At 65.6% G+C, this 23,407-nt stretch carries 21 protein-coding genes; 12 read left to right on the top strand and 9 right to left on the bottom strand.

The window, feature by feature from the left end; genetic code table 11:
• Positions 1-126: 126 nt before the first annotated feature.
• The 5 genes from KVP10_RS13855 to clpS form a co-directional block, all read right to left on the bottom strand.
• Complete coding sequence (locus tag KVP10_RS13855) at positions 127-765, bottom strand: PqiC family protein (protein ID WP_217965186.1); 639 nt, start codon at positions 763-765, stop codon at positions 127-129.
• A 22-nt stretch (positions 766-787) separates the two neighbouring features.
• On the bottom strand, positions 788-2,524 hold the full coding sequence (locus KVP10_RS13850; protein WP_217965185.1) for a PqiB family protein: 1,737 nt from the start codon (positions 2,522-2,524) through the stop codon (positions 788-790).
• A complete protein-coding gene (locus tag KVP10_RS13845) occupies positions 2,521-3,669 on the bottom strand; it encodes a paraquat-inducible protein A (protein ID WP_343218741.1) in 1,149 nt (382 codons plus the stop codon). The genes KVP10_RS13850 and KVP10_RS13845 overlap by 4 nt, the downstream gene beginning before the upstream one ends.
• Positions 3,670-3,919: 250 nt before the next feature.
• Entirely contained in the window at positions 3,920-6,238 is a 2,319-nt protein-coding gene (clpA, locus tag KVP10_RS13840; protein WP_217965183.1) for an ATP-dependent Clp protease ATP-binding subunit ClpA, read from the bottom strand.
• 170 nt (positions 6,239-6,408) lie between these two features.
• Positions 6,409-6,732, bottom strand: coding sequence for an ATP-dependent Clp protease adapter ClpS (gene clpS, locus KVP10_RS13835; RefSeq protein ID WP_217965182.1), 324 nt, complete (start codon positions 6,730-6,732; stop codon positions 6,409-6,411).
• A 444-nt stretch (positions 6,733-7,176) separates the two neighbouring features.
• On the opposite strand from clpS, the gene KVP10_RS13830 reads away from it, so the two are divergent.
• Both KVP10_RS13830 and KVP10_RS13825 read left to right on the top strand, forming a co-directional pair.
• A complete protein-coding gene (locus KVP10_RS13830) occupies positions 7,177-7,419 on the top strand; it encodes a cold-shock protein (protein ID WP_088606076.1) in 243 nt (80 codons plus the stop codon).
• A 29-nt stretch (positions 7,420-7,448) separates the two neighbouring features.
• The gene (locus KVP10_RS13825) at positions 7,449-8,057 is read left to right on the top strand and encodes a DUF192 domain-containing protein (protein WP_246600661.1); all 609 of its coding nucleotides are present in this window, start codon (positions 7,449-7,451) and stop codon (positions 8,055-8,057) included.
• A gap of 38 nt (positions 8,058-8,095) precedes the next feature.
• On the opposite strand, the gene pcaF is transcribed toward KVP10_RS13825, so the two are convergent.
• The 4 genes from pcaF to xseA form a co-directional block, all read right to left on the bottom strand.
• Positions 8,096-9,304, bottom strand: coding sequence for a 3-oxoadipyl-CoA thiolase (pcaF, locus tag KVP10_RS13820; RefSeq protein ID WP_217965181.1), 1,209 nt, complete (start codon positions 9,302-9,304; stop codon positions 8,096-8,098).
• 310 nt (positions 9,305-9,614) lie between these two features.
• Positions 9,615-11,069: a chloride channel protein gene (locus tag KVP10_RS13815; protein ID WP_217965180.1), complete on the bottom strand. Its 1,455-nt coding sequence runs from the start codon at positions 11,067-11,069 to the stop codon at positions 9,615-9,617.
• Positions 11,070-11,271: 202 nt separating this feature from the next.
• On the bottom strand, positions 11,272-11,850 hold the full coding sequence (gene sodB / locus KVP10_RS13810) for a superoxide dismutase (RefSeq protein ID WP_217965179.1): 579 nt from the start codon (positions 11,848-11,850) through the stop codon (positions 11,272-11,274).
• Positions 11,851-12,078: 228 nt separating this feature from the next.
• Positions 12,079-13,449 (bottom strand): exodeoxyribonuclease VII large subunit, encoded by a 1,371-nt coding sequence (gene xseA, locus KVP10_RS13805; RefSeq protein WP_217965178.1) that lies wholly within the window; start codon positions 13,447-13,449, stop codon positions 12,079-12,081.
• 863 nt (positions 13,450-14,312) lie between these two features.
• On the opposite strand from xseA, the gene KVP10_RS13800 reads away from it, so the two are divergent.
• The 10 genes from KVP10_RS13800 (at position 14,313) to KVP10_RS13755 (ending at position 23,406) form a co-directional block, all read left to right on the top strand.
• Positions 14,313-14,939, top strand: a complete 627-nt coding sequence (locus tag KVP10_RS13800) for a MotA/TolQ/ExbB proton channel family protein (protein WP_217965177.1) — start codon at positions 14,313-14,315, stop codon at positions 14,937-14,939.
• Entirely contained in the window at positions 14,936-15,346 is a 411-nt protein-coding gene (locus tag KVP10_RS13795) for an ExbD/TolR family protein (protein ID WP_217965176.1), read from the top strand. Before KVP10_RS13800 ends, KVP10_RS13795 begins: the two co-directional genes overlap by 4 nt.
• Positions 15,343-16,413 carry a tetraacyldisaccharide 4'-kinase gene (lpxK, locus tag KVP10_RS13790; protein WP_343218740.1) on the top strand — a complete coding sequence of 357 codons (1,071 nt, stop codon included), beginning with the start codon at positions 15,343-15,345 and terminating at the stop codon, positions 16,411-16,413. The genes KVP10_RS13795 and lpxK overlap by 4 nt, the downstream gene beginning before the upstream one ends.
• Before the next feature lie 267 nt (positions 16,414-16,680).
• On the top strand, positions 16,681-16,872 hold the full coding sequence (locus tag KVP10_RS13785; protein WP_217965175.1) for a Trm112 family protein: 192 nt from the start codon (positions 16,681-16,683) through the stop codon (positions 16,870-16,872).
• Complete coding sequence (gene kdsB, locus KVP10_RS13780) at positions 16,869-17,633, top strand: 3-deoxy-manno-octulosonate cytidylyltransferase (protein WP_217965174.1); 765 nt, start codon at positions 16,869-16,871, stop codon at positions 17,631-17,633. The genes KVP10_RS13785 and kdsB overlap by 4 nt, the downstream gene beginning before the upstream one ends.
• A 174-nt stretch (positions 17,634-17,807) precedes the next feature.
• Entirely contained in the window at positions 17,808-18,464 is a 657-nt protein-coding gene (gene adk / locus KVP10_RS13775) for an adenylate kinase (RefSeq protein WP_217965173.1), read from the top strand.
• Positions 18,465-18,601: 137 nt separating this feature from the next.
• On the top strand, positions 18,602-19,360 hold the full coding sequence (locus KVP10_RS13770; protein ID WP_217965172.1) for a 3-hydroxyacyl-CoA dehydrogenase: 759 nt from the start codon (positions 18,602-18,604) through the stop codon (positions 19,358-19,360).
• 110 nt (positions 19,361-19,470) lie between these two features.
• Positions 19,471-21,033 carry a murein biosynthesis integral membrane protein MurJ gene (murJ, locus tag KVP10_RS13765; protein WP_217965171.1) on the top strand — a complete coding sequence of 521 codons (1,563 nt, stop codon included), beginning with the start codon at positions 19,471-19,473 and terminating at the stop codon, positions 21,031-21,033.
• Between the two features lie 215 nt (positions 21,034-21,248).
• Positions 21,249-22,235: a tripartite tricarboxylate transporter substrate binding protein gene (locus KVP10_RS13760; RefSeq protein WP_343218739.1), complete on the top strand. Its 987-nt coding sequence runs from the start codon at positions 21,249-21,251 to the stop codon at positions 22,233-22,235.
• A 109-nt stretch (positions 22,236-22,344) separates the two neighbouring features.
• Positions 22,345-23,406, top strand: coding sequence for an isocitrate/isopropylmalate dehydrogenase family protein (locus KVP10_RS13755; protein ID WP_217965170.1), 1,062 nt, complete (start codon positions 22,345-22,347; stop codon positions 23,404-23,406).
• Position 23,407 lies beyond the last annotated feature (1 nt).

Below are 23,407 nucleotides of genomic sequence, written 5' to 3'. Positions count from 1 at the left end.
GCTCGCGATACCCGCGCCCGGCCCCGGAGGGCGGCGTATGGAATGCTACATGGGTTGCAACTGTCGATATATTAGGGTTAACCCTTTTATAATAATTTGGTTAACCAGCCCTGGATTACTCGGCTATCAGGTGCAACCTTCGAGGCGTACGCCGCTTGCAGGCGTCTCGTGCCGCCCCGAGATCTGGCCGGCGATCAGCGCCGCGATACGTTGCAGGGCCAGTTGCTGGCCGGCCACCAGCGACGCCACGCCCGCTTGCGCCGGCACCTCGGCCCGGGCTCGGCATACGCGCGGCGATTCTTCGTGGCCGCCGCGCGACTCGGCCAGGCGCCACGTGGCCTCCAGCACCGCCTTGCGGGCATACACCATTTCGTAGCGGTTCACAGTGAAATCCAGCCGCCAGACAGGCAGGCCCCGCGGCTGCGTGCCCAGCGCGATGTCCGGCACGCCCAGGCGGCGCGACAATTCGCCTGCCAGCGCATGGCGGATTTCATCGGCCAGCGGCGCCGCCCACAAGGACTGGTTCAAAGGCTGGAGCCGCGCCGGCTGGCTCGAATCGCCGATGACGATCTGCGGCCGGTCGACTTGGGCCGGTATCGTCACCGGCTGCACGCTGACGGCATAGGCCAGGCGCCCTTGCGGAGCCGTGGCTGCGGCCGAGCCCGCTTCGGGCGACAGCGTGTAATACTGGTTCGCCGCGGGAGCGGCGCACCCGGCCAGCAAGGCGGCGAAGACCGCCACGCACAAAGGTTTATAGCTCTTCAAGCGTCGCTCCATTCAAACACCCCTACTGCCCCGGCAGCACGTCGGCCGGATTGCCGCGCAGCATGGAGCTCGGATGAGCCTGCAGGTAGTCGGCCAGGGCCCGCAGGGATTTCGCCGCGGCTCGCAATTCGCGCAAGGTCTGCTCCAGATTGCCGGCGAGCGCCGAATCCGGCGCCATCAGGGAATCGACATGCCCCAGCGAGCGCTGCGCCGCCTTCAGGGTCGCGGTAGCCTGCGGCGCGACCTGGCTGTTCAGGCGATTGGACAAGTGCGTCAGCGACTTCAGCAAGCCTTGCAGATCGCTGCCTATGGCGCCGAATTGCACCGAGCCCAGCTTGTCCACGATATTGCCCAATTGCTGCTGCAAGCGGTCGAAATTGCCCGGTACGGTGGGCAGCTCGACCGGCTCGGCGGTCTTGTCGAATTTCACCGGCGCGGCATGCGGGAAGAAATCCAGGGCCACGTACTGCTGGCCGGTCAGCAGGTTGGCCACCCGCAATTGCGCCCGCAAGCCCTTCTTGACCAGTTGCTCGAGTTCGGCGCCGCGAGCGTAGCCGCTGCGGGCGCTGTCCTGGGACAGGCTGTCGTAGGCCGCCCCCAGGCGCGACGGATAGACGACGGTCTTGACCATCACCACGAAATCGTCGTCTTTCTGGTGGTATTCCAGGCTGATGTCTTCGACCTTGCCGAGCTCCATGCCGCGGAAATCGACAGGGGCCCCGACCTTGAGGCCGCGCACCGACTGATAGAACACCAAGTTGATGGGGAACGCCGGGCCGTCGGGCTGGGCCAGCGCCTCGGCCTCGGTGGCCTTGAGCTCGAACACGGCATTGGCGGGCGCCCGCGCCGTATCCTCGTCGCTCGCGGGCGCAAATGAAATGCCGCCCGAGACTATGGCGGCCAGGGAGCCGGTCTGCACCGCCAGGCCATCGCCATTGAGCGATATATTGATGCCGCTGACGTTCCAGAAGCGCGCATCGCGGGTCACGAACTTGTCATTGGGCGCATCGATGAAAATCTGGATGCGCACCTTGCGCCCGCCCGGATCGAGATCGTAGCCGACCACGCGGCCCACCTGGATGCGCCGGTAGTACACGGGCGAGCCTATCTCGAGCGAGCCCAGGTCCGGCGCCGTCACGGTGAAGCGCCGCCCCGGACGGTCGCTGGCCACTTCGGGGGGCTTCTCCAGCCCGGTGAAATAATACCTGGCCTCGCTGGCCCCGTCCTGCGTATGAGTCGTGTCGACGGCAATGTAGGCGCCCGAGAGCAGCGTGCCCAGGCCGGAAACCCCGGTAATGCCGAGCCGCGGGCGCACGACCCAGAAACGCGTGCCCGTGCGTGCGACGTAGCCGGAGCTGTCGCGGCTGATCTGCGCCTTGACCAGCACGCGGCTGCGGTCCTGGGATACCTCGATGTCCTTGACCACGCCGATGACCACGTCCTTGTAGCGCACCTTGGTCTGTCCGACTTCCAGGCCGTCGGCCGACTCGAAGCTGATCGTCACCACCGGCCCGATGCGCATCCATGCCCTGACCACCAGCGACAGGCCGATCACCGCGGCCAGGATGGGAATCAGCCAGATCCAGGAAATCCTCAATTGGCGCTTGGGTATGACGCGCGGGCGCAGCGCAGCGCCGCCATCCGCGGCCGTATCCGCGCCGGCGCCGGCATCCGCGGCGCGCTGTGCGTCTTCGGCGCTGCGCCCGCCCGCCTCGGCGAGCGGCTGCGGATCGGAAGGGGGTGTGCTCGGTTCCGTCATGCTGTCTCTCTAGTCGCCCGGCGATGATGTTCCTCGATGGCGGGCATGGCTGTGTCCTGGGCCGCCTTGCGCGCATCCCAGCCGCTACGCGGATCGTAACTCATGGCCGCAAACATGGTCAGCACCACCACCAGGCCGAAGCTGGCCGCGCCGGGCCCGGCGGTGACCTGCGTAAAGCCGGGAAAGTCCGCCATTGCCGACAACAGGATCACCACGAACACGTCGAGCATCGACCACTGGCCGATGAATTCCACGAACTCATACAGGCGGGTGCGCTGGCGCTGCGCCTCGACGCCCTGCCAGCGCTGGTGCAGCAACAGGTAGGCCAGGGCGAACAGCTTGGTCATCGGCACCACGATACTGGCCACGAACACCACGATCGCGAGATCCCACGAGCCCAGTTGCCACAGCTCGATCACGCCGCCCAGTATGGTGTGGGCGCTGGTGCCGGCCGGCGTGCGCAGCAGCATCACCGGCAGCAGGTTGGCCGGTATGTACAGGATGGCGGCCCCCGCCACGCAAGCCCAGGCGCGCGAGGCCATGATGGGTTTGCGCAGATGCAGGGCCGCACCGCAACGGCGGCATTTGCCCTCGGCGCGGCCGGGCTCCAGGTTTTGCACGCAACCGCAGGATTCGCATGCAGCCACCGGCAGGCCCGCGACGAGCGCCGCGCCCGAGGCCTCGACCAGCCCGGCATCCTCGGCCTCGCGCCACAAGTGCCGCGCCCCGGTCCGGGTCAGCGTCGTCATCAATACGGTCAAGCCCGCAAAACCCCACAGGCCCGGCCCGACAACCAGGGTCGCGAGCCCCGAAAGCTTGACGATCGCGACCAATATGCCCAGCATCAGCACCGGGATCATGCTCCATACCGGCACGGCGGCCAGCACCCGCATGCCCAGGCCGAAGTCTCCGGGCACCCGGCGCAGGCACAGTTCTACCAGCGCCCACAGCAGGAACAGCAATTGTGCCAGCGGCAGCGCGAAACCGAACAGGCCCGTCATCATGGCCACGACCTCGTGACCTTGTTCCCAGGTGAGGATCAGCGCGTCGGGCAGCGTGGCCTCGATCGTCATGCCATTGAGCCTGAGCGTAGCGACGGGAAAGCAATTGGCCAGGGCGAATACGATCAGCGCCGTGAGATTCACGGCAAGCCAGCCCGAAGGGCCAAGACGGCTATGGTGATAAAGGGCGTGGTCGCAGCGCCGGCAACGCGCCTGCGCCCCGACCGGGATCGGGGCGCGTTCGTGCAGGCAGGCGCATTGCGGGCAGGCGATCAGCGGCAGGACCGCCTTGGGGGCTTCAGATCGATGCGATAACGGCGTTGCCGCGTCCCGGCATGGTGCTTGTTCTGTCCGCGGCCTCGCGCCTTGTTCCACCATCGATCAGCAGCCCGCCTCAGTCGACGAGTTCGGCTTCCGGTTCGACACCCGCGCGCCGCCCCGGGCCTGCCGGGCGATCGTCGAACAACAGTACGACCTTGCCCTGCTCGTCGAGGTCGATGGTGACGTGACCGCCGCCCACCAGGCGGCCGAACAGCAGCTCGTCGGCCAGGGCGCGGCGGATCGTGTCCTGGATGAGGCGCTGCATCGGCCGGGCCCCCATGAGAGGGTCGAAGCCTTCTTTGGCGAGGTGATCGCGCAGTTCTTGCGTGAACACCGCTTCGACGTGTTTCTCGTGCAACTGGTCTTCGAGCTGCATCAGGAACTTGTCGACCACGCGCAGGATCACTTCGCGCGACAGCGGCGTGAAGCCGATGATGGCGTCGAGGCGGTTGCGGAATTCCGGCGAGAACATGCGCTTGATTTCCGACATTTCGTCGCCCACGCGCGGCGTGCTGGTAAAGCCGATGGAACTGCGATTCAGCGTTTCGGCGCCGGCATTGGTGGTCATGACGATGATGACGTTGCGGAAATCCGCCTTGCGGCCGTTGTTGTCGGTAAGCGTGCCGTGGTCCATGACCTGCAGCAGGATGTTGAAGACGTCCGGATGCGCTTTTTCGATTTCATCGAGCAGCAGCACGCAATGCGGCTGCTTGCTGATGGCCTCGGTGAGCAAGCCGCCCTGGTCGAAGCCGACATAGCCCGGAGGCGCGCCGATCAGGCGCGAGACCGTGTGGCGTTCCATGTATTCGGACATGTCGAAGCGCAGCAGTTCGACGCCCAGCGTGAACGCGAGCTGGCGCGCGACTTCCGTCTTGCCCACCCCGGTGGGGCCGGAAAACAGGAAGGCGCCTATGGGCTTGTCGGGGCGCCCCAGGCCGGAGCGCGCCATCTTGATGGCCCCGGCCAGCGCGCCGATGGCGGCGTCCTGGCCGAACACCACGGTCTTGAGATCGCGTTCGAGCGTGGCCAGCTTGTTGCGGTCGTCGCTGGACACGCTTTGCGGCGGGATGCGGGCGATCTTGGCCACGGTGGCCTGGACTTCGGCCTTGCCGATGAGCTTCTTCTGGCGCGAGCGCGGCAGCAAGCGCTGCGCGGCGCCGGCCTCGTCGATGACGTCGATGGCCTTGTCCGGCAGGTAGCGGTCGTTGATATGGCGCGCCGCCAGTTCCGCCGCCGCGGTGATTGCTGCAGCCGAATAGCGCACGCCGTGGTGCTGCTCGAAGCGCGCCTTCAGGCCGCGCAGGATCTGGATGGTCTGCTCGACGGTGGGCTCGACCACGTCGATCTTCTGGAAGCGCCGAGCCAGCGCGTGGTCTTTTTCGAAGATGCCGCGGTATTCGTTGTAGGTAGTGGCGCCCAGGCACTTGAGCTGGCCCGAGGACAGCGCCGGCTTGAGCAGGTTGGAAGCATCGAGCGTGCCGCCCGAGGCCGAACCCGCGCCGATCAGCGTGTGGATCTCGTCGATGAACAAGATGGCGTTGGTATTGTCTTTGAGCGACTTGAGCACCGCCTTCAGGCGCTGCTCGAAGTCGCCGCGGTACTTGGTGCCGGCCAGCAACGCCCCCATGTCGAGCGCATAGACCTGCGCGCGCGCCAGGATGTCGGGCACCTCGCCCTGGATGACGCGCCACGCCAGGCCTTCGGCGATGGCGGTCTTGCCCACCCCGGCCTCGCCCACCAGCAGCGGATTGTTCTTGCGCCGCCGGCAAAGCACCTGGATGACGCGCTCGACTTCCTGTTCGCGGCCGATGAGCGGGTCGATGCGGCCCTGGCGCGCCTCGGCGTTGAGGTCGAGCGCGTAGAGTTCCAGCGGCGACTTCTGCTGATCGGACTTGTGTTCGCCTTCGGTGCCGGCCTGTTGCTTGGCAGCCTGTTCGGCCGGCGGTTCTTCGGGCGTCTTGGTGATGCCGTGCGACAGATAGTTGACGACGTCCAGGCGCGTCACGCCCTGCTGCAGCAGGTAGTAGACGGCGTGCGAGTCTTTCTCGCCGTACATGGCGACCAGCACATTGGCGCCGGTCACCGCGGTCTTGGACGAGTTGCCCGAGGACACATGCATGATGGCGCGCTGGATCACGCGCTGGAAGCCGAGAGTGGGCTGGGTGTCCACTTCGTCTTCGCCCGGAAATACCGGTGTGTTCTCGGTGATGAATTTGCGCAGGTCCTTGCGCAAGACGTCGATGTTGGCGGAGCAGGCGCGCAGAACCTCGACCGCGGAAGCATTGTCCAGCAGCGACAGCAGCAGGTGCTCTACGGTGATGAATTCGTGCCGGGCCGTGCGGGCCTCGACAAAGGCCATATGCAGGCTGACCTCAAGTTCTTCGGAAATCACGCTTCCTCCATGACATATCGAAGCGGACAAAACAAAACGGCATAGCCTATTCTATGACTAATTCGCGGCCGCGTATTGTTCGCGACGGCCCGAGTGTTACCGGATTGCATCAAAAACCGCATGCGGCGGGCTTGCGGGCGCGATTCGCGCGCCACTTCGGGGGATTGGACTCAGGCATCCGGCGCCGGTTCCATAATGCATTGCAAAGGATGCTGGCGCGCCCGCGCCATCTGGCGCACCATCTCGACCCGGGTGGCGGCGATGTCGCGCGTGTACACGCCGCAGACGCCGCGGCCCTGGTGGTGCACCAGCAGCATGATGCGCGCCGCCTCGTCTTCGTTCTTGCCGAATATCCGCTGCAATACGCTGACCACGAATTCCATCGGAGTGTAATCGTCGTTCAGCAACACGACTTGATACATCGGCGGCGGCGCGACCTTGCTCGCCTGCCGGTCTAGCACTGTGTCCTGCTGGTTGTCGGTTTGTATGGCCATAGACTGAAACTAAGAAGCCTGGATAACTGGAGCGCGAATGCCGAAGCCCGAAAATTCCCGGAAACGCGAACCTGGAAAAACCGTGGCGTGTGTCTCCGGCGAACGCCGGACTGGCCGCCATGCCTCGCACTCGCCGCCCGGCGGAATCGACGCCCGGAAAACGGCGTTCGAAAGCGGCATTCTCGTCGAATTGGGCCGGGGACGGCGCAACGCACGCGCAGACAGGCCACAAATTGACCGAAAAATCGTCAAAATGTGGCGCCAAAGTCTATATAAGTGCTTTCCATAGTTGACCAGCTTGGGTTACATTAAGCATTATCATAATATTCTGAATGTTTTCATGTATTTGTCAGCATAGGCAACATGAAGGCTACATGAACAGAAATAGGCTAAACCCGGCGCGCCGGGCATTCAAGTCAACACTATAGTCGAGAGGCAGTCCGCATGTCAGATTCAACCGCAACCTCCGCAGGGGACACGCAAAAACTTACCGGAACCGTCAAATGGTTCAACGATGCCAAGGGCTTCGGCTTCATCACCCCCGATAATGGCGGCGAAGACCTTTTCGCCCATTTTTCCTCCATACAGATGAACGGTTTCAAGACGCTCAAGGAAGGCCAGAAGGTCGCGTTCGAAATCGCCCAGGGCCCGAAGGGCAAACAAGCGCTGAACATCACGGCTGCCTGATCCTCTCGATGCTTTTCACACCATAAAAGATGTTCGATACATACAAGACCATGGGGCTTAACAGCCCCGTTTTTTTTGCCCCGCTCGCGTCCCGAGGTAAAAAACGCCCCAGCGGGCAGCCGCCGGCCGCGCCGACCGGCGCCACCACGCGGCCTGTTCCCGGCCTGCGCGAAATCCGGCGCGCCGCCGCCTGCGCCCTGGCGGGTGCGGCCATGTGGGCCATCGCCCTGCCGGCCGGTGCCACGGGCGCCACGATGATTCCACAAGATATGCACCTGCCGCAAACGCGGCTGAATGTGGGCGGCCATGCCGTCCGGGCCGAGATCGCCGCCACCGAGGCCAGCCAGCAGCAGGGGCTGATGTACCGCAAGTCGCTGCCGCCCGATCACGGCATGCTGTTCGTATTCCAGCGGCCCGGGCCGTTCTGCTTCTGGATGAAAAACACACTGGTGCCGCTGTCCATCGCCTTCATCGCGGCCGATGGCGCAATCGTGAACATTGCCGACATGCAGCCGCAGACGGAAAACGCGCACTGCCCGGTCAAGCCGGTGCTGTACGCGCTGGAAATGCAGCAGGGATGGTTTGTCCGCCACCGAGTGCATGCCGGACAAAAGGTCGCGGACCTGCCGCGACCCTGAGTACCGAGGGCCGGAAGCCCGGCCGCTCGGACGCAGGTTCAGACGCGCTCGAGGATGAGGGCGATGCCCTGCCCCACGCCTATGCACATGGTGCACAGCGCATAGCGCCCGCCGCTGCGGTGCAACTGGTTGACGGCGGTAATGGCCAGGCGCGCGCCGCTGGCGCCCAGCGGATGGCCCAGCGCGATGGCGCCGCCGTTGGGGTTGACGCGCGGGTCGTTGTCGGCCACTTCCAGCATGCGCAGCACCGCCAGGCCTTGGGCTGCGAACGCCTCGTTCAGCTCGATGACGTCCATTTGATCGAGCGTCATGCCGGCCAGTTGCAGCACTTTACGGGTGGCGGGAGCAGGCCCTATACCCATGATGCGCGGCTCGACGCCGGCCGTAGCCATGGCCACGATCCGCGCGCGCGGCTTCAAGCCCAGGGAACCCGCCATGGATTCGGACGCTACCAGCAGCGCGCAGGCTCCGTCGTTCACGCCCGAAGCGTTGCCGGCGGTCACGCTGCCGTCGGGACGCACCACAGGCTTCAGGCGGGCCAGGGCCTCGAGCGAGGTCTGGCGCGGATGCTCGTCGGTGTCGACGACCAGGGGGTCGCCTTTTTTCTGGGGAACATGCACCGGCACGATTTCGTCGCGGAACACGCCCGCTTTCTGGGCTGCGGCGGCCTTGGTCTGGCTGGCCAGGGCGAAAGCGTCCTGGTCCGCGCGCGAGATCTGGAACTGCTCGGCCACGTTCTCGGCCGTCTCGGGCATGGAATCCACACCGTACTCGGCCTTGAGGCGCTTGTTGACGAAGCGCCAGCCTATGGTGGTGTCGAAGATCGCGGCGTTGCGCGAAAACGCCGACTCGGCCTTGCCCATGACGAAAGGCGCACGGCTCATGCTTTCCACACCGCCCGCCAGCAGGAACTGCGCGTCGCCGGCGCGGATCGCGCGGGCCGCGCTGCCCAGGGCGTCCAGCCCGGAGCCGCACAGGCGGTTGATGGTCGCGCCCGGCACGTCCACGGGCAGGCCGGCCAGCAGGCTGGCCATGCGGGCCACATTGCGATTGTCTTCGCCGGCCTGGTTGGCGCAGCCCAGCAGCACATCGTCCAGCCGCGCCCAATCCACGCCCGGGTTGCGCGCCACCAGGGCCTTGATGGGAACGGCGGCCAGGTCGTCGGTGCGTACGCCGGCCAGGGCGCCGCCATAGCGGCCGAAAGCCGTGCGCGCGGCATCGCAAATGAAAGCTTGAGGTGTAGTCATGAAAAACCCGTGATCGAGAAGGATTAAATAAGAAAAAGACGAGATGTAGCGGATGGCAGAATGGCGAGAAATCCGCCCTTCCCGGCGGATTTTTCGCCTATCTTATCGCACCAGGTGGACTTTTTTTTCGAAATCTCCTCCGCTGTCCACGCCATGGTCAGGTGCCACGGAGATCTTCCCAGACAAGGCAGCCATGCGGCCACGCGGCCGGCAGGGCCATCCGGCGCAGGCTCCGTCTCACGGCCCCAGTCCGCCCTCGAACCGCGCCAACGCCTTGGGCCTCTCCTCGCCCTTGGGCCTCCCTGGCCTCCTAGGCCTGCCCCTGGTCGCGCCTCGAAGCCTGGGCTTGAGGCGGGTCCTGTGCCTGCGCCCGGGCTTGAGCCTGGGCGCGCTGGGCCTGGTCATATTCTATGGCGCGATGCCGGTAGCGGCCGGCGGCATTGTGATAGAAGGCATGAGGGCCGAACTGGCGCGACACGACGGACGCAAACAGCGAGCCCACCAGCAGCCAGAACAGCATGGGCTGGCTGCCCGTCATTTCCATGACCACGACGCTGGCGGTCAGGGGAGCCTGGGTGGCGGCCGCCAGGAAGGCCGCCATGGAAAGCAGCACCAGCACCCTGGGATCGGCCGCCGCGCCGGCCCATTGCCCGATCTGCGCGCCGATGCCGGCCCCCGTGGTCAGGGCCGGAGTGAAAATGCCGCCGGGTATGCCCGCCCAGTACGAAGCCAGGGTCGCCGCCAGCTTGGCCACGCCGAAGCCGGCGACCTCGGGCGCGGCGCCGGCCAGCGCCTGGGATGCGTGTGCGTAGCCTGTGCCGTAGACCGTGTTATGGCTGTACAGCCCGAGCGCCGCCATTCCCAGCCCCAGGACAAATGCGAGTTGCACCGGGTGGCGCCGCGCCCAGCCGCGCCAGCGCGCCGGCATGAAAGCCGCCGGGCCCTTGCCCAGGGCATGTGAAAAAATGCCGCCCAGCGCGCCGCTGACCAGGCCGCAGACCAGTGTCCAGGCCAGCATGTTGTGCGACAGGGAGTGGCCGGAGAAGGTGCCGAAATACGGGTTGTTGCCGACCAGCGCCACGACCAGGAAGCCCGAGGCCAGTACCCCTATGAGCACCAGGCGCTGCCAGCGCAGTGCGGTGCCGCGGCCCAGTTCTTCGATGGCGAATATGACGCCGGCCAGCGGCGCATTGAAGGCCGCCGCCAGGCCGCCCGCGGCTCCGGCGGCGATCAGTTCGCTGGCGTGGAACCCTTTGAGGGGCACCCCCATCTTCTTCCAGAAATTGCCCCAGGTCAGCATCACCGCGGCCCCTACCTGCACCGACGGGCCTTCGCGGCCTATGGAGGCGCCGAACACCAGCCCCGCGAAAGTGAGGGGAATCTTCCACAGCGCCTGGGCCAGCGAAGTAAGCTGGCGCCGTCCCGCAGTGGGCGCCAGCGACAGCGAGGCTATGACCTGGGGAATGCCGCTGCCGGCGGCGTTGGGCGCATAGCGCAAGGTCGCCCAGCGGATCAGCGCCAGGCCGAAGGGCAACAACACCCAGCCCAGCCAGGGCATCGCGGCAAGCCAGCGGCCGTTCAGGGAAATGGCGAGATCGGCGAGCCGGGCGAAGCCCAGTGACACCAGGGCCACGAGAGCGGCGCCGCCGAGCAGCAGAGTCAGTTGCAAGGTCTTGCGCGACAGCCGCCGCAATTGGCGCGCCTTGCGGCGTATCGCCCGCCGGGCCTGGGATGGTAGACGCCGCAACTGTGCAATCACGCTCATGATCTGGAATCTGTCCTCGCCGGGCCTGCGCCCTTCTTTATCGGAGTGGGAAAACATCTGGGGCGGCGCCGCATTCCGGACCCGGCCATGCGCCGCGTCGCTCGAAGCCTGCGCGCTGCCGGCCGATATTCGCGGCAGCCCCGTCGAAAACAACGAACCCTCGCATGGGCGAGGGTTCGCATCGAAGCAATGAAGCCGGGAATCAGCCGAGATTGTCGGCGGCGAACTTCCAGTTCACCAGGTTCCAGAAATTCTCGAGGTACTTGGGCCGCGCGTTGCGGTAGTCGATGTAGTAGGCGTGTTCCCAGACGTCACAGGTCAGCAGCGGCACGTCGCTGGTAGTGATGGGCGTAGCGGCATTGCTGGTATTGACAATGTCGAGCGAGCCGTCGGACTTCTTGACCAGCCAGGTCCAGCCCGAACCGAAGTTGCCCGCGGCGGACTTGCTGAATGCTTCCTTGAAGGCAGCCACGCTGCCCCACTTGGCATTGATGGCGTCGGCCAGCTTGCCGCTGGGCTCGCCGCCACCCTTGGGCGACAGGCTGTTCCAGTAGAAGGTGTGGTTCCAGACCTGGGCGGCATTGTTGAACACGCCGCCGGAGGCCTTCTTGATGATGTCCACGAGCGAGGCCGATTCGAATTCGGTGCCCTGGATCTGGGCATTCAGGTTGGTGACGTAGGCCTGGTGATGCTTGCCGTAGTGGTATTCCAGCGTTTCTTTCGAAATATGCGGAGCCAGGGCGTCCATTGCGTAAGGAAGAGGGGGAAGCGTATGAGCCATGATGTGCAGTTTCCTTCTTAAAAAAGCAATCAGCAAAATGCGGTCAGCTTGTTTATTGTATCGGGAACGCGACGATTAATCGTGATAACCCTCGACATAAGTATATAAGCCCGTGCAAGCGCCTCGGCAAAACGGCGCCTTGCGGCCGGCGCGCGCAACGGATGCGGCGGCGCGCAGCGGGTTCCGCTCGCGGGGCCAGCAGTCTTTGCAAATCCGCCCGCGAGGCGCCTACAGCAAGCCATGCGCCTGCAGCACCGATACCTGCGCCCCACCCTGCGCGAGCTCGAGCGCGAGCCGGTCGCCCGGCTGCAAGGCACGAGCGTCGTACACCAGCGCGCCGCTGGCGTCGCGCACCAGGGCATAGCCGCGGCCGAGTATTTTGCGCGGGCTGAGCGCCTCGAGCATTTGCGCCGCCGCGTCCAGGCGCGCGCGCCGCAAGGCCAGGACGCGCTCGGCGGCGCGGGCCAGTTGCTGCCGATGGCGCAGCAGTTCCAGGCGCGCGCGCGCCGGATCGGGAGTAGCCTGCAGCAGGCGCGCCCGAAGCGCGTCCAGCCTGGCGCGGCGCTGCTGCGCCGCGGCAGCGCCGGCGCGCTGCAGCCTGTCGCACAGCCCATGCAGCACATCCCGTTGGCGCGCCAGGCGCTGGGCCGGCGGCACCAGCATGGCCACGGCGCGGTCCAGCCGCAGCGCGGCGCGCTCGAGCAGGCGCCGCTGCTGGTTCTGCAGGGCCCCGAGAGCTGTCTCTATGCTACGCAGGCATTCGCTGCGGGCACGACAGCAGAGTTCGGCCGCCGCGGTGGGAGTGGGCGCGCGCAGGTCGGCGGCAAAATCGGCGATCGTGAAGTCGGTTTCATGGCCTACGCCGCTGATGACAGGCACCGGGCTGGAGGCGATCATGCGCGCCAGCGCTTCGTCGTTGAAGCTCCAGAGATCCTCGATGCTGCCGCCGCCGCGCACCAACAACAATGTATCTACTTCTGCGCGCTCGTACGCCAAGGCCAAGGCCTGGCACAGGCGGCCGGCGGCGTCCGCCCCCTGCACCGGGGCCGGGTAGACGATGACGTGCACATGCGGAGCGCGGCGCCGCATCGTGGTCAGCACATCGTGCAGGGCCGCGGCGGCCAATGAGGTAACGATCCCCACCGCCGCCGGCATCGGCACGCAGGGCCGCTTGCGCTCGGGATCGAACAAGCCTTCGGCGGCCAGTTTTTCTTTCAAGGCCATGAAGGCTTCGTGCAGATTGCCCTGCCCGGCCCGGCGCAAGGCCTCGACCTGCAGTTGGTAGTCGCCGCGCGCCTCGTAGAGCGTGACCGCGGCGCGGAACTCGAAACGCTCGCCGACGCGCGGCACGAAGCCTACCGCCTGCGCCCTGCCCCGGAACATCACGGCGCGCACCGCAGCGCGTTCGTCCTTGATGGTGAAATACCAGTGGCCCGAGGCGGCCTGGGTGAAATTGGAGACCTCGCCCCGCACCCAGACCGTGGGCACCTGGGTCTCGAGCAGCCTGCCCACCCGGCGGTTCAGTTCCGAGACCGACAGGACTTCGCTGCCCGCTGCGGACTCGCGGCTCGCCGCGCCGTCTTCTTTGTCTTGATACATACAGTATGTACTAGATGAATATTAAGCCGATGATTGGATCTACAAAGTCATGCAATGCAGCCGCCTGGCCCGGCGCACCGAGAGATCGGGCGTATCTCGGGCGTATTTCTCATTCCGTCGCCCGCCCCGCGGCCACGCCAGGAAATAATTGCTCGAGCCGTCGAAATCGTCTTTCCAGGCCATGGCCGGGGTCAGGGCCGAGGCAAGGCCCCATTGCTCCCTGCGAAGATTATCGCGCGAAAGGCCGGATTCCGGTCCAGCAGGATACTCCTATAGGGGGCCTATAGGGGCCGGGCCCAGGCCGCTATCCGGCACTATGCCAGCGGGACGAAATCCGGGCACACGCGCCGAAAACGCATGGCGCTGTCCACAGCATGCGCCGCCCTGTCAAACTCCTGAAATATCAATCCAATCAGCCCAAATGGTCAGCATACACTTTAATTTTTTTCACTAACCAATTGATTTACATCATTAAATATTAGCAAACAAGCCTGACTCAAAATTACCCAATCGACCTCCAGCCCTACGGAATTGCGCGTGTTCCGCAAGTTCTGCACAGAATTATCCACAGTTTTTGTGGATACCATCCGGAGAGTCAGGTTCCACGCCATTTTGACCTCAGCCACGCAGACATCATGGGCATTACAGGCCGTCCGCCGCCCCAAATGTACGCCATGCGGGCGCTTGCCCGAGCCGTATACACGCAAGCCGGCCATGCGCACCGGCTTTGCAGGCCGCACCGCCCCAAACCCGCAGATACGGCGGATATACGGCCATGGCCGGCCCACGTGCCGGCGGCCATGGCTTGCCCTTAAAATAACAAGCCCTCCATCCACTGCAGGCTATCGGCCACGGGAGACATTTTGCTGGAAATCGTACGCGAAGCGGGCTGGCCCATCTGGCTGCTGGTGGCTACCTCCGTTCTGGGCCTGGCCCTGATCATCGAACGCCTGCTGTCCCTGCGCCAGAGCCTCGTCATTCCCCCGCGCCTCGCCTCCCAGGTCATGGAAATGATCCGCCAGAACGGCGATACGCCCGAGGCGCTCACGCGCCTGGCCGACAACTCGCCGCTGGGCCGCATCCTGGCCGAAGTCCTGCTGCACCGCGATGACAGCGAACAGGCGCGCATCAATGCCGCCGAAGAAGCCGGCAAGGATGTAGCCTACCGGCTCTACCGGTATCTGCCGGCGCTGGCGACCATTTCCGTGGTGGCGCCGCTGCTGGGCCTGTTCGGCACGGTGGTGGGCATGATAGAGATCTTCGGCGCCTACAACCCGGCCGGCGGCGATCCGGCGCAACTGGCGCGCGGCATCTCGATGGCGCTGTACAACACGGGCTTCGGCATCATCATCGCCGTGCCGGCATTGATCTTCCATCGCTATTTTCGTTCGCGGGTCGACTATTACGTGCACCGCATGGAACGCGAGGCCAGCGCCCTGAGCCGCCTGCTGGGCGCGCGCACACGCCGCGGGCCGGAGACGGGCGCATGAACTTCCGTCCGCCGCAACGGGGAGACGAGCCCGAGATCAACCTGATACCGCTGATCGACGTGCTGCTGGTGATCCTCATCTTCCTGACGGCGACCACCTCGTTCACGCGCATCAAGCAACTCGGCATAGACCTGCCGCAGGCCCAGGCCGACGCCGTGGACCCCAAGGCCATCAATATCGCCGTCAGCCGCGACGGCCAATACGCCCTGGACGGCCGCTGGCTGCAAAATGCCGATACTGCCGCCGTCGCGGCGGCCCTGGCCGAGGCAGCCCGCGGCAGGAAAGACCCGGTGCTGGTCATCAATGCCGATGCGCAAAGCACCCACGAATCCGTGGTTCGCGTCATGCAGGCCGCGCGCCTGGCCCGCATCGGCCGGGTCGACTTCGCAACCCGGGACGCGCCGTGAAACCGGCTGCAGCCCTGGCCCGCGCCGCGCATGCGGCGTGGCGGCGCAAGGGCCTGGCCAGCGCCTTGCTGCTGCCCCTGTCCTGGATCAGCGCCGGCATCGTGGCCCGCAAGCGGCGGCGCTACCGCGACAACCCGCAATACGCAACGCGCTCGCCCCATCCGGTCATCGTGGTGGGCAATCTCTACGTGGGCGGCACAGGCAAGACGCCAGTCGTACTGGCCCTGATCGAGGCGCTGCGCGCGCGCGGCTGGCATCCGGGCGTGGTCAGCCGCGGCTACGGCGGCCGCGCGCGGGGCGAGCCGCTGGTCGGCCAGGGCCGGCTGCCGGCCGAGCTGTATGGCGACGAGCCCGCTCTCATTGCCGAGGCCGGGCGAGTGCCCGTCGCCGTGCACCCGCGCCGGGCACTCGCCCTGCAAGCCCTGCAAGCGCAACACCCGGAGGTCGACCTGATCATCGCCGACGACGGCCTGCAACACCTGGCCCTGGCGCGCGACGTGGAAATCGTGGTGCAGGACGTGCGCGGCCTGGGCAATGGGCGGTTGCTGCCGGCGGGGCCGCTGCGCGAGCCGGCCGCGCGCCTGGCCGAAGTCGACTATATCGTCACCAACCTGTCCGCGGGCGAACAGGAACCTGCCGGCCCGGCCACACCGGCGCATCGGGTCACCATGCGCCTGGCGCCGGGCCGCATGCGGCATCTCGCCTCGGGGCGCGAGCTGGACTGGGACGCCTGGCTGTCGGAATACCGGCACGCGCGTGCCGGCGCCCTGGCCGGCATTGGGCAGCCGCAGCGCTACTTCGACATGCTGCGCGCGCACGGGCTGAAACTGGCCCAGACACTGGCCCTGCCGGATCATGCGCAATATGCGCAAGCCCCATTCGGGCGCTTCGATACCGATCTGGTGCTGCTCACGGCCAAGGACGCCGTGAAATGCCACGCCTGGGCCGACGAGCGGGTATGGGTGGTAGAGGCCGTGCCGCGTTTCGCGCCGGCCGGCTGGTTCGACGAACTGCACGCCCGGCTGGCCGCGCTGGCGCCGGGCAAGGCGGCGGCCCAATTGTCCTGAGACGCCCTCGCGTCTCGTCCCGTCATTCATCGGAAGCGTGCCGGGTTTGTTCCCGGCGGCGCCGCGCAAGCCAGGGCCGCATCTGTCGCATCTGTCGCATCTGTCATGCCAGCCGTACCGGCCCTGCCGGCCGGAGAGCTCCTGGCGGCCTCCGGTTTCAAAACCACAGCGGGCGATTTACACTTGCATGTTCGCCGTGCATGCGCGAGCCGGTCTTCCCGGTCCGCATGCGCCCCCACTATTCTTCATAGGTTTACGGAGCCCGGCATGGAATCCCGCATGCTCGAAATTCTGGTGTGCCCCTTGTGCAAGAGCCGCCTGCGCTACGATCGCGAGCGCCAGGAACTGGTGTGCTCGGCCGACCGGCTCGCCTTCCCCGTACGCGACGGCATTCCGGTAATGCTCGAAAGCGAGGCCCGCGACTTGAACGCCGCCGAACCGCAGGCCGGCGCGCAGTGAGCTTCATCGCCATAGTCCCCGCCCGCTGGGCCTCTACGCGCCTGCCCGGCAAGCCGCTGCTGGACATCGCCGGCAAGCCGATGATAGTGCGCACGGCGGAACAGGCGGCGCGCTCCGGCGCCGACCGCGTCATCGTGGCCACCGATACCGCTGAGATCCAGGCGGCAGTGCAGGCGCACGGATTCGAGGCGCTGCTGACCCGCGCCGACCACCCCACCGGCACCGACCGCCTGGCCGAAGTCGCGGCGCGGCTCGGGCTGTCCGAGGACAGCGTAGTCGTCAACGTCCAGGGCGACGAGCCGCTCATCGACCCGCGCCAGATCGACGCCGTGGCACAATTGCTGGCGCGCGACGCGGACGCCGCGATCGCCACTTGCGCAAGCGCCATCGGCCACGCGGACACCTTGTTCGACCCCAATGCCGTGAAAGTCGTGTGCGACCAGCGCGGCCGCGCGCTGTATTTCTCGCGCGCCCCCATACCCTGGGCCCGCGACGCCCTGGCCGATGGGCGCCGGAAGCTCGCTACCGGCCTGCCGGCCCTGCATCACATCGGCCTGTACGCCTACCGCGCCGGATTCCTGGCGCGCTTCCCCAAGCTGCCGGTGGGCCCGCTGGAACGCTACGAATCGCTGGAACAACTGCGCGCTCTGGAAAACGGCCACGCCATCGCCGTGCTGCGCACCGAATATCATCCGGCCGCGGGCGTGGATACCGAGGCCGATCTGGCGCGCGTACGCGAGGTCTACGGAAATCGGTTATAAATCCTGCCGGAATTCGAACCGGCCAGGACGCCGGCACCCGGTACGCGGCCGGCTGCCTTGAAATCGGCGCGCGGCCCGGGCCCCAGGCAAGCCCGCAAAACGAACAAGACATGCAGGGATTGCTGCATTGCGGCATAATCGACAAAAACTCGAAAGACTCCAGGAGAAATTTTCATGCGACTGATTCTGCTCGGTCCCCCGGGCGCCGGCAAAGGCACCCAGGCTGCGTACATCACCAAGAAATTCGGCATTCCGCAGATTTCCACCGGTGACATGCTGCGCGCCGCCGTCAAAGCCCAGACCCCTCTGGGCATCGAGGCCAAGAAAATCATGGACGCAGGCGCCCTGGTGTCGGACGACTTGATCATCGGGCTGGTGCGCGACCGGCTGGAACAAGCCGACTGCAAGCCGGGCTACCTGTTCGACGGCTTTCCGCGCACGCTGCCGCAGGCCGACGCGCTGAAAGACGCCCATATTCCCCTGGACTATGTGGTGGAAATGGTGGTTCCCGAAGAGAACATCATCGAACGCATGAGCGGGCGGCGAGTGCATCCGGCCAGCGGGCGCAGCTACCACGTGCATTTCAATCCGCCCAAGACGCCCGGCGTCGACGACCTCACCGGCGAGCCGCTGGTGCAGCGCGACGACGACCGCGAGGAAACCGTGCGCCATCGCCTGGCCGTCTACCGCGACCAGACCCGGCCGCTGGTCGACTACTACTCGCAGTGGGCCGCCTCCGGGACGGCCGGGGCCCCGCGCTTTCGCAAGGTATCCGGGCTGGGCAGCGTGGAAGAAATCCGCGACCGCATCTTCCAGGCCCTGCAAGACTAGGCACGGGCCCGAATGCGCCGGCCCGGGGCGATGCCTCGCGCCGCGGCGCGCACGGACAATCCGCGGACAGGCGCATGCAAACCTGCCGATGCAGGTGCAAGCATGCGCGGCGTCACAGACACCGAAGAGGACACCCCATGGAAATCAAGGACAAAGTATTCATCGTCACCGGCGCCGCGTCCGGGCTGGGCGCGGGCACCGCGCGCATGCTGACGGAAAACGACGCGCGCGTGGTGCTGGCCGACCTGCAGGACGAGGCCGGCCAGGCCCTGGCCCGCGAACTGGGCCAGACCTATGTGCATTGCGACGTCACGCAAGAGGCCGACGGCCAGGCTGCGGTCGCAGCCGCGCGCGCGCTCGGCCCGGTGTTCGGGCTGGTGAACTGCGCCGGCATCGCCCCCGCTTCGCGCGTCGTGGGCAAGAACGGTTCCCACACGCTGGAACTGTTCCAGAAAGTCGTCTCGATCAACCTGATAGGCACTTTCAACATGGCGCGCCTGGCCGCAGCCGCCATGAGCGAGAACACGCCCGAGCCCACGGGCGAGCGCGGCGTGCTGATCAACACGGCCTCCGTCGCGGCCTATGACGGCCAGATCGGGCAGGCCGCCTACGCGGCCTCCAAGGCCGGCGTGGTCGGCATGACGCTGCCGATCGCACGCGACCTCGCCAAGCTGGGCATACGCTGCTGCACCATCGCCCCCGGCATCTTCGGCACGCCCATGATCTTCGGCATGCCCCAGGAAGTGCAGGACTCGCTGGCCGCCAGCATCCCCTTCCCGTCGCGCCTGGGCCGGCCCGAAGACTACGCCAAGCTGGTGCACAGCATCATCACCAACGATATGCTCAATGGCGAGACGATCCGCCTGGACGGCGCGATCCGCATGGCGCCGAAATAAGGCCGCCGTAAACGCATGAACGCGTCCGCAAGGCCGTCGTCCGGAAGGCGCCCCGCTGCGGCGGGGCGCGCGCCGCGCACCGGCCGCGCAGCACGCCGGAGCTTCCCCGCATGAGCCTGTTCCGTTCGGCCGCCACGGTCAGCAGCCTGACGCTGGCGTCGCGCGTCGTGGGCATGGTGCGCGACGTGCTCATCGCCAGCACTTTCGGCGCAGGGCCGCTCACCGACGCCTTCTGGGTGGCCTTCCGTATCCCCAACCTGCTGCGCCGGCTGTTCGCCGAAGGCGCGTTCTCGCAGGCCTTCGTCCCCATCCTGGGCCAGGCGCGCGCGCGCACCTCGGAAAACGAGGTACGGCTGCTGCTGGACCGCGTGGCCCTGCTGCTGACCGCGGCCCTGATGCTGGTGACGCTGGCCGGCATGGCGGCCGCACCCTGGGTGGTCAGCGCCATGGCCAGCGGCATGCGCGCGACGGCGCGGCGGCACGAATTCGAAGCTGCGGTGACCATGACCCGGATGATGTTCCCCTACATCGTCTGCATGTCGCTGGTGGCTTTCGCCTCGGGCGTGCTCAATACCTGGAGCCGCTTCGCCGTGCCGGCGATCACGCCGGTGCTGCTGAACATCGCCTTGATCAGCGCCTGCCTGTTCATGACGCCCTGGTTCCCCCAGCCCATCTACGCGCTGGCCGCCGGCGTGCTGCTGGGGGGCCTGCTGCAATTGGCGGTGCAATGGATCGCGCTGGCGCGGCTGGGGCTGCTGCCGCGCTATACGCTGCGGCTGCGCGCCGCGTGGCACGACGCCACCGTCAAGCGCATCCTCAAGCAGATGCTGCCCGCCATCCTGGGCGTCTCGGTGGCGCAGATATCGCTGCTCATCAACACCAATATCGCCACCTGGCTCAAGGCTGGCAGCGTCACCTGGCTGTCCTTCGCCGACCGCCTGATGGAATTTCCCACCGCCCTGCTGGGCGTGGCCCTGGGCACCGTGCTGCTGCCCAGCCTCTCGGCGGCCCACGCCAAGAAGGATGCCGACAGCTACAGCGCGCTGCTGGACTGGGGGCTGCGCCTGGTCATGCTGCTGGGACTGCCGGCCGCCCTGGGCATGGCACTGCTGTCCAAGGGCCTGGTGGCGACCTTGTTCAACTACGGCGCGTTCAACGGCCATGACGTGATGCAGACGCGGCTGGCGGTCATGGCCTATGCCGTCGGCCTGATCGGCCTGCTGGCCGTCAAGATCCTCGCCCCGGGCTTCTATGCCCGCCAGGACATCCGCACCCCGGTCAAGGTTGCCATCGCAGTGCTGGTGCTGACCCAGGTCTTCAACCTGATATTCGTGCCGCAATTCGCGCACGCGGGGCTGGCCCTGTCGATCGGCCTGGGAGCCAGCGTCAACGCCCTGTGCCTGGTGGTCATACTGCGCCGCCGCGGGGTATACCGCCCGCACGCGGGCTGGACGCTGTTCGTGCTGCGCGTACTGCCCGCCCTGGCTGCGCTGGGCTCCGTGCTGCTGGCAGCCAATCACGCCCTGGACTGGCTGGCCCTGGCGGCGCATCCGGGACGCCGCGTGCTCTGCCTGCTGGGCGTGCTGGCGGCCTCGGGCATCGTCTACTTCGCCGTCCTGTTCATCTGCGGCTTCCGGATGCGGGACTTCACCCGCCGGCATTCGCAGGCTTGAACGCAGCCGATAATCCGGCTGCCGCCAGCTACAAAACGCTCTCGATTCCCCTGTACTTCTGGGCCTGAAGTCCGCCGCCATGCGATGGCGCACGACATGCTCGCGCGCACCAGCGCTTAATTGTTTTTTATTTTTTTGTATGCAAAAATATATTTAAATATGCGAAACCCATCACACAAACACTAACGCACAAACACATACCAGGAGAACATAGAGTGATATCGACAAGAAGCTTGTTCGTGGCATGCGCCACGCTGATTGGGGCTCTCAGCGGGATTAGCACGAGCGCGGCGCCCAACACCGACGCCGGAGACTGGCCCAAGCAAGCCGTGACTCTAGTCGTGCCATTTGCGCCGGGCGGCGGCACCGACAGCATCGCCCGCGAATTCGCCCAGGAACTCTCCAAGTCGCTAGGACGATCCGTCATAGTCGAGAATCGGGGCGGCGGGGGCGGCTCGATCGGGGCCGCGCGCGTGGCGCACGCCAAACCAGATGGCTATACGCTATTGTTTGCAACCTCTACTTTCGCCACTAACGCGGCTTGGGAGGGCAGCAAAGCGTATAACCCGCGAGCGGACTTCACTCCCATCGCGTTACTGGGCTCCGGTCCGCTAATGCTGGTGGCCAACAAAAACCTCGGCATCGATTCGGTATCCGATCTGCTCAAACAAATTCACGATAAGCCGGGCACCATCAATTATTGTTCTGCAGGCCCCGGCAGCATCAACCATCTTTCAGGCGCGCTATTCCAGCAAAAGACCGGGACGAACATCAGTCACGTTCCTTATCGCGGCAGCGGCCCCGCCACCATGGATCTGCTCGCCGGCCGAGTACAAATCTTTTTCTCGACCATGCCCACCATGCTGGAACAAGCCCGCGCGGGAAATGTAAAGGTGCTTGCCGTCACGACAGCGACACGCTCTTCGCTGTTTCCCGCGGTACCTACACTCGACGAGGCGGGAGTGAAAGGCTTCGATATTTCTACCTGGTGGGGTCTGCTCGGACCCGCCAAGCTGCCGGCAGATATCGTTGCCAAGCTGAACGCGGCAACCAACAAGATTACCGGCCAGGCACTGGTGCGCGATCGACTGCACACTGAAGGCGCGACCATTTTCCATGGCAGCCCGGCTGATTTCCGGAACAAGCTGAATACGGAACTGGCCATGTGGCAAGGCGTCGTCCAACGTATTAACCATAAATAGCAATACCGCCATCTACCGGTTTTAGAAGGCCGGCATCTGCCGGCCCGCAAGCCTCGCTTATCCCCAAGCGGGCGAGCACCGCAGCCCCTATATCGGAGTATTTACTCACATGAGAATCGTAGTTCTTCCCGGAGACGGCATCGGCCCCGAAACCATGGCTGTCGCGACCAACATCCTGGAAACCGTGTCGCGTCGCTTCGCGCTCGAACTGAACCTGACATATGACGTAGCGGGCCACGACAGCCTGAAACAGCACGGCGCCACGGTTACCAATGCACTGCTCGAAAAGGTCAAGGCCGCCGATGGGCTCATGCTGGGCCCCATGGCCACCTACGATTTCAAGGATGAATCCAAGGGTGAAATCAACCCTTCCAAGTACTTTCGCAAGCACTTGGATCTTTATGCCAATATTCGTCCAGCCCGCACATACAAGGGCATGCCCGCCCGCCTCGGCGAGTTCGACCTGACCGTGGTGCGCGAGAATACGGAAGGGTTTTACGCAGACCGCAATATCGAATCGGGTGCCAGCGAAATGCTGATTACGCCGGACGTCGTCATTTCTCTGCGCCGTATCACCCGGCAGTGTTGCGAACGTATAGCGCGCTCGGCATTCCAGTTGGCAATGACCCGCCGCAAGCACGTAAGCATCGTGCACAAGGCAAATGTCTTGAAGATGGGCGACGGCATGTTCATCGACATCTGCCATCGGGTCGCAGAGGAATTTCCCGAAGTGCAGGTGGACGACTTCATCGTCGACGCGATGATGGCGCACGTAGTGCGGGCCCCGCAACGCTTCGACGTCATAGTAACGACCAATATGTTCGGGGATATCCTGTCCGATCTGACGGCCGAACTGTCCGGCAGCCTGGGACTGGGAGGATCGCTCAATGCCGGCGCGCACTATGCGATGGGCCAGGCTGCACACGGGTCCGCTCCAGATATTGCAGGGCAGGATCTCGCCAATCCATTTTCACAGGTATTGTCCGCCGCCATGCTGCTGAACTGGTACGGGCAGAAATCCGGCAAACCAGGCTTTCTGGACGCCGGCAATGCCATCTTCCAAGGGGTGGCCCAGGCCATAGAAGCCGGCGAAGCAACACGCGACATCGGCGGCAAACTGGGAACACGGAAAACCGGCCTCGCCCTCGCCCACCGGCTATCCGGGCATTAAA

Source organism: Candidimonas humi (assembly GCF_019166065.1).
Lineage (GTDB): Bacteria > Pseudomonadota > Gammaproteobacteria > Burkholderiales > Burkholderiaceae_B > Candidimonas > Candidimonas humi.
This window is presented reverse-complemented; position numbering and strand designations above follow the sequence as displayed.